Raw genomic sequence first — 6,806 nt, forward strand, 5'->3', positions numbered from 1 at the left:
CGCTCTACCTTTGTGGGGCGATTTTTTTAGCATGTCTGATTTACATTTTACACTTTACACTTCTTTAGACTCTTTACCTGCTTCATGGGATACAGTTGCCCATGATAATGCTTTTTTACAAACGCCTTACCTTAGGGTACTTGAAGAATCGGCGCCTACTAATATGCAATGTTTCTTTATTGGTATCTATGAAAAAGAGACGCTTATTGGTGTGGCTTTGGCACAATATCTTGACATTAGTAAATTATATTCGTTTGGCGAGCGACAGCATTGTATAAAAACGAAAGTCCGCAATTTTGCCTTTCGTCGTTTGGCCCGCCATGTGCTGTTTATTGGAAATACCATGATTACAGGGCAAAATGGGTACACCTTTGTAAAGCCACTTGCTCCCGAAGATTTAAGTAGTTTACTTCGCGATATGGCTGATGAACTTATGGCCCATTTTAAAAAGCAAGGGACTCGCATCCATCTGGTATCCTTCAAAGATTTTTATACAGAGGAATCACAAGCTTTGGGCAGCAGTGGATTTCGATCGCTTTTTCATTTTTCGGTGCAACCCAATATGATTTTTCGTTTACTTCCCTCTTGGCAAAATAGGCAAGATTATGTGGCTGATTTACAAAAAAAGTACCGTGATCAATACAAGCGCGCCCAAAAAAAAGGCACAGGTATTACGTACTACGAAATGGATTTACCCATGATACAAACGTATGAGGAAGAAATGTATGCCTTGTACCATCATGTAGCGCTTAATGCTCCTTTTAACACCTTCTTTCTTGCGAAGAATCATTTTTATGTTTTTAAAAAACAATGCGGTGATCGATTTAAAGTATTTGGTTATTTTTTGGGGGACAAACTAATTGGGTTTCATACCTTACTTTTGAATGGCCAAACGTTGGAAACCTACTTTTTGGGCTACGATGCGGCGCATCAAAAAGAGCGAATGCTATATTTAAATATGTTGTATCGCATGACCGCGTTTGGCATTGAGAACCAGTTTCAACGTATCATTTTTGGGCGCACGGCTTTAGAAATAAAAAGTTCAATCGGAGCGGAACCGATTCCCATGTTTGGATTCATGCGGCATACCCAACCGCTTGTTCAGAAAGTATTGCCACGCTTATTTGAAAACCTTGAACCTCCAACACGATGGGAGCAGCGCCATCCGTTTAAAAACAGACAAGATTAGGTAGATCATAACTTTGAAGAGGAATATTTCCGCAATTGCAGTGCCGCATACAAGCCTAATACAAACTCTCCAACAATCCCAAGCACAAAAATTGGTGCGGGCATTCCTATCAAGATCCAAGCAACGATTCGGCCGCAGACCAATCCCCACATAAAAAAAAGTGAAGACCAAGTTGCAGCTTCCCAATATTTAGAGTTGATTATCCCAACGATCCAAAACAAAGCAAAGGCGATGTAGAGTCCCATTATCGCTTTCAACACGCTATGCAAGGTTGGTGAAGTATCGGTTACTCCAAAAATCCAATCGGGCGCCAATCCGTAACAGAGTCCCGCAGGAATTACGATGCTACTGGCGATAATTAAGTGTAAATTTTTCACGCTTCCAGTTCGAGTTGAATTCGTTCCCACTCCTCCAAAAGCTGCTCTAACTCTTGCTTTTTCTTCTCATAAGCCGCAAAAAAGGCGGCATTCTCAATATGTTTGTTGTAATTGGAGGCTAATTCTTTGTCGTCATTTTGAATGGCTTTTTCCAAGTCTTGAATTTGACTTTCAATTTTGGACAACCTATTTTGCAATGATTTTTGGGCTTTTTGAGCTTCAAAACTCAAGACTTTTTTCTCGGTTTTGGGTTCGTCTTGAATACCATTGGGAATTCCTTTTTGTTCAAAATCACGCATGGATTGCGCATTGCGTTGCTCTAAGAAAAAGTTGATGTCGCCGAGGTATTCCCGAATTTTAGTGTCTTTAAACTCATACACTGTCGTAGCCAAGCCTTGTAAAAAATCACGGTCGTGCGATACAATCAATAGCGTTCCCTCATATTGTTCTAAGGCGGCTTTAAGCACGTTTTTGGACTTAATGTCCAAGTGATTCGTGGGTTCGTCCATGAGTAAAACGTTGATAGGTTGCAATAAGAGACGACATAAAGCTAACCGATTGCGCTCACCTCCGGATAAAACTTTAACCTTTTTCTCTACATCATCGCCCCGAAACAAAAAGGCGCCCAACATATCGCGGACTTTAGCTCGATTGGCATCGGTGGCGGCCTCTAGCATGGTATCCAGAAGCGTTTTTTCACCGTCTAAATGGTCGGCTTGATTTTGAGCGAAATAACCTAACTCAACATTGTGTCCAAGCTTTATGGTGCCTTCATAGGGAAATGCATTGACAATCGCTTTAATGAATGTAGATTTGCCTTGTCCGTTTTGGCCCACAAAAGCAATTTTACTGCCACGTTCGACCAAAAGAGAAATTCCTTGCAAAACTTTTTTAGCCTCAAAAGCTTTAGAGATATTTTCTGCCTCTATCACGACACGGCCCGGCGTTTTAGACACTGGAAACGTAATCGCCATGACGGCATTGTCATCTTCATCCACTTCAATACGTTCGACTTTTTCCAACTTTTTTATCATGGATTGTGCCATGGCTGCTTTGGTTGCCTTGTAGCGAAAGCGTTCAATCAGTTTTTCGGTTTCTTCAATCTTTTTTTGCTGATTACGCTGGGAGGCTAACTGTTTTTCACGAATATCTTCACGAAGAACAAGGTACTGTGAATAAGGTTTATTGTAATCGTAAATTTTACCTAATGAAATTTCAATGGTGCGATTGGTCACATTATCCAAAAACATTTTATCATGCGAAACAATAACGACTACGCCTGGGAATGTTTTCAAAAAACTTTCCAACCAAATTATACTTTCAATATCCAAGTGATTGGTGGGCTCATCGAGTAGTAAAACATCGTTGGATTGCAACAAAAGTTTGGCAAGTTCAATACGCATACGCCAACCTCCCGAGAAGGTTTCGGTGGGGTTGTTAAATTCCTCCCGTTTAAATCCTAAGCCCAATAAAATTCGCTCGGTGTTTCCTACATAATTGTAGCCGTCCAACAATTCAAAGCGATGCGTGTACTCTGACAAATCTTCAATCAACTGACTATAGGCTTCGCTTTCATAATCGGTTCGTGTCACCAATTGATGGTTTATATCCTCAATTTTTCGCTCGATATATTTAATCTCTTCAAAAGCTTCATAGGCCTCTTCGAGTACGGTTCGTCCTTGTTCAAAATCGATATCTTGACGTAAAAAACCTAGTTTAATATCGCGCTCTGTTGCAATGGTCCCGCTGTCGGGTTTGATGTCACCTGCTAAAATTTTGAGCATGGTTGATTTACCGGCGCCATTTTTCCCTACGAGTCCAACGCGATCGCCCGAACCCAATCGAAAGGTTACTTCTTCAAACAAATAGGTACCTCCGAAAGAAACCGATAAATTATGGATATTCAACATAAAATTGTGACTTAGGTTACAAGGGATAAAAAGGGTTATTTTACCTTTGTATCAAATTATTTGCAAATGTTAAAAAAAGGCTGGAAAATCAATAGTATTTTAACAGGAAGTTGTCCTCGTTGTCAAGAAGAAAATATGTATGTGGAAAAAAATCCCTACAAATTGAGCAAAGTATACACTATGCATGAAACCTGTAGCCATTGTCATTTGCGTTATGAAATTGAACCTTCATTTTTTTATGGGGCGATGTATGTGGCTTATGGCGTGTCCATTGCGTTTGGGGTCGCTATTTTTGTCATTACCAAGTTAATTCTTGGACTCCCTGCTAAGACTTCATTTATCGCCTTAGGGATAGGGATTTTGGTCTTAATGCCTGTGACCGCTCGCATTGCCCGTAATATCTATATAAACATGTTTGTCAATTACGATAAGGCTTGGCGTAAAAATGTTTAAATCGTTGGATATCGACATGGGGGTCTAAAGGGATTCCCAACACAATAGATTCAAATAAAGCCTTTGCCATGGCAGGCGCAAGTAATACGCCTCGTGTTCCCATTCCGTTCAAAATATGTACGTTTGTATGTAACGGATGCGTCCCAACCAAAGGACGTCTGTCTTTGACGGTGGGTCGTACGCCTGCAAAATGGGCTACCACTTCAAAATCAACCTTTATAAAAGCCTTTAATCCTTGAACTAATTCCTCACGCGCTGCAGGAGTTGGCACGTCGGTTTTGTCTTGCCAATCATACGTGGCACCTACTTTATAATGGTCATTCCCTAAAGGAAATATAAAGACTCCCGATTTATAAATGGCGTCGAGCTTTAATTCAGGAGCACGAATGACCAACAACTCCCCTTTGGTACCGTCAAGGGGAAGCGTATGGAAAAAGGGATTTTGAGACAACCCAAAACCTTCGGCAAAAACGATGTGGTTTGCTCTAATTTCGTGATAGGTAATACCTGCTTCATCTATAGCAATATCCCCATAGTTAAAGCTTTCTCGAATAAGAACCTCCTCTGTTTCTAAACGATGATGAAACTGCTGTAGCAGCATTTTTGTATCGACATAGCCGCAATTTGTAACGCTTCCTAAATGAAAAGGAGCTTCTATTGAGGGATGCGCATTATGTACTAATGGAGTCGCCAGAAACGAACTTAAAGTCGGTTTATCGGCAGCGGTAAACCAATTATTTTGTTCTTCTACAGAATGAAGAACACGATATAAAGATAAAGGATAATCTAATTTACATTTTAGATCAGTCGCGAGCTCGCGATAAAATTCGTCGGCACATTGAAGTTGCGCTTGTGCATTCCATATTGAAGTAAATCGTTTAAGCACTACAGGGTTGTAGAGCCCTCCTGCGATAAGCGATGCCTTTTGAGAGCCATCCTCGAACAAAAGGAATGTTCGGTTGTTTTTGCGACAATACTGTGCAAAAGCCAAACCGGCTAAACCGCCCCCAACAATGATATAATCGTATGTAATCATAAAAAAAACTCCCACCAAAGGTAGGAGTTTCTATGTTTAGAATTGAAATTGAATTTTAGTAATTCCACATATCCTGTTCAAAATTACGAATCTTTTCTTTCACGCGTTCAGACTCTAGAAGTTGGGACTGCGCGTTGTCTTTCATGTAATCTTGAATGGTACGATCGCCATATACGTTCTCTTCTTTGTAAATTACACCTCCAAAACGGCGTGAATTCAACAATTGATCAAAAGTAATAGGCATGGCGGAATTTCGGTCATTAAATGCTTTGGCTTCATGCAAAATGTTTCGCACTGCCGGAAAATACACCCAAAATAATTCAATCGGATCATTGTTTCCACGAGCTTTGTCACGCGCTTCCACAGCTAAGGGACAAATGGCCATTAAGCGGTATTTAAGCTCACTTTGACGTTTATCAAAGTACCAAAACCCTTTTACTTTATACCCAGAAATGTCAGAGGCATCTAATTCGGTTTCATTGATGAATTGTTTATCAAGTACTTTTTTGCCTGACTTATAATCCTCATAATAATTGTTGATTTCGTCTTTACCAGCATCCGTAGTATCAATAAACTTAAATACTGACTCCATGTCTTTTAATGACTTTTTGATATTGAAATAGTCATCACCATAGACCTCAGTGATTTTACCATCTTTAATTCCTTTTAGCAAAACGGCAAATAGGGAACGTCGTTCTTTTCCAACAAATGCTGTATCCACAGGGTAATAAAGGGGGAAATTAACGCGTTCATCTAAGTCAATGTTTTCCCAAATCATTTTACCCATCAATACATCGCGATCATGCACATAACCATACGGTAATGGTTTGTCATTATCGGACTCCAATTGGGCCGAAGTTTTTTTACCGATCTCATCGGGCGATTTTGCGTTCAACAAGTTGGACTGTGCGGTTACCGAAGAACCTACTACAGCTAAAATGAGTACTAAAAGGCTTTTCAATTTCATTTTTTCTTTTGTTTATTATACAAACGCTTTACAAGAAGCATTATTGTATTTCATAGATGGCTGGAGCCGCAGTTTTAACTTCAATCGAACCTGCTCCATCTACTTTAGATTTAATATCTGAAATAGTGACTTGATCACCTTTGGATACTCGTGCTAAAGCAGCGATACACTGAGCGTTCAATCGATCACCATTTACCACGATAGAAGCTTGACCAGGAACCTTAAATACAAATTGCGTTACACGGAATTTCAAGTCATACAAGAAATCAGGTAATACAGCTGAAATTTGAGATGCTTGCAAACGTGATTTTGCTCCTTTCTGTACACCAGGTGTCCCTCCAATAGCTCCTTGCGGTGCAGGAATGTTTTTGATACGGAAAACTTTTTTATCATTAACCGTTTTACCATCTGTCATCTTTCCAGAAACACTAATTGTAACCTCTGTACCTGCACCAGGATTCAAATCATACTTTCCTTTTCCTAAATTTTTCAATCCAGCAGCCGTTGCAGTTACATTGTTATCAGAGATACCAGCAATAGAAATAGTCATTGGGTTAGGTAAACCACGGTACACCACATTCATTTTATCTGCGGAGATATTAGCATTGTTAGGACGAGGAACTACCACGTATTTACCTTCAAAAGGCAACTTAACTGGCTTACCATCTTCCATAAATGTGAAGCTACCGTTTAAATTTTGCTCCCCAATACTTCCCGCTGTAGCATTAATAACCGCCTGTCCGTTAACTACTTTTCCTGGTCCAGCAAAACTAGCAACTTTAACATTTTCATCATATTTACCAATAACCACTTTACCAGTAACTTGTTCCCCTTGGAAATATACATTTTTATCTAAGGCAACAATCGCTTGGAA

Annotated in this window: 7 protein-coding genes; 2 read left to right on the plus strand and 5 right to left on the minus strand. The window is 39.9% G+C overall.

What is annotated here, in order from left to right; translation table 11 throughout:
• Nucleotides 1-31 precede the first annotated feature (31 nt).
• The gene (locus Q0037_RS01155) at nt 32-1,189 is read left to right on the plus strand and encodes a GNAT family N-acetyltransferase (RefSeq protein WP_297514133.1); all 1,158 of its coding nucleotides are present in this window, start codon (nt 32-34) and stop codon (nt 1,187-1,189) included.
• A 5-nt stretch (nt 1,190-1,194) separates the two neighbouring features.
• On the opposite strand, the gene Q0037_RS01160 is transcribed toward Q0037_RS01155, so the two are convergent.
• Together Q0037_RS01160 and Q0037_RS01165 are read right to left on the minus strand one after the other, a co-directional pair.
• Nucleotides 1,195-1,566, minus strand: coding sequence for a DUF4345 domain-containing protein (locus Q0037_RS01160; RefSeq protein WP_297514136.1), 372 nt, complete (start codon nt 1,564-1,566; stop codon nt 1,195-1,197).
• Entirely contained in the window at nt 1,563-3,476 is a 1,914-nt protein-coding gene (locus tag Q0037_RS01165; RefSeq protein ID WP_297514139.1) for an ABC-F family ATP-binding cassette domain-containing protein, read from the minus strand. The genes Q0037_RS01160 and Q0037_RS01165 overlap by 4 nt, the downstream gene beginning before the upstream one ends.
• Nucleotides 3,477-3,542: 66 nt before the next feature.
• Here Q0037_RS01165 and Q0037_RS01170 point away from each other — a divergent pair, with 66 nt between their 5' ends.
• Entirely contained in the window at nt 3,543-3,929 is a 387-nt protein-coding gene (locus tag Q0037_RS01170) for a DUF983 domain-containing protein (protein ID WP_297514141.1), read from the plus strand.
• On the opposite strand, the gene Q0037_RS01175 is transcribed toward Q0037_RS01170, so the two are convergent.
• The 3 genes from Q0037_RS01175 to Q0037_RS01185 all read right to left on the minus strand — a co-directional run.
• Nucleotides 3,895-4,980, minus strand: coding sequence for an NAD(P)/FAD-dependent oxidoreductase (locus Q0037_RS01175; RefSeq protein ID WP_367274067.1), 1,086 nt, complete (start codon nt 4,978-4,980; stop codon nt 3,895-3,897). The two genes, Q0037_RS01170 and Q0037_RS01175, sit on opposite strands and share 35 nt — an antisense overlap.
• Before the next feature lie 40 nt (nt 4,981-5,020).
• The gene (gene gldN, locus Q0037_RS01180; RefSeq protein WP_297514148.1) at nt 5,021-5,932 is read right to left on the minus strand and encodes a gliding motility protein GldN; all 912 of its coding nucleotides are present in this window, start codon (nt 5,930-5,932) and stop codon (nt 5,021-5,023) included.
• 40 nt (nt 5,933-5,972) lie between these two features.
• Nucleotides 5,973-6,806 (minus strand): GldM family protein (locus tag Q0037_RS01185; protein ID WP_297514150.1); only part of this gene is annotated, 834 nt, incomplete at its 5' end.

Source organism: Flavobacterium sp., from assembly GCF_027482425.1.
Taxonomy (GTDB): domain Bacteria; phylum Bacteroidota; class Bacteroidia; order Flavobacteriales; family Flavobacteriaceae; genus Flavobacterium.

Coding starts and splice junctions, on each gene's coding strand:
- gldN (WP_297514148.1), bottom strand. CDS start 5,932: ATGAAATTGAAAAGCCTTTTAGTACTCATTTTAGCTGTAGTAGGTTCT.
- Q0037_RS01170 (WP_297514141.1), top strand. CDS start 3,543: ATGTTAAAAAAAGGCTGGAAAATCAATAGTATTTTAACAGGAAGTTGT.
- Q0037_RS01155 (WP_297514133.1), top strand. CDS start 32: ATGTCTGATTTACATTTTACACTTTACACTTCTTTAGACTCTTTACCT.
- Q0037_RS01165 (WP_297514139.1), bottom strand. CDS start 3,476: ATGTTGAATATCCATAATTTATCGGTTTCTTTCGGAGGTACCTATTTG.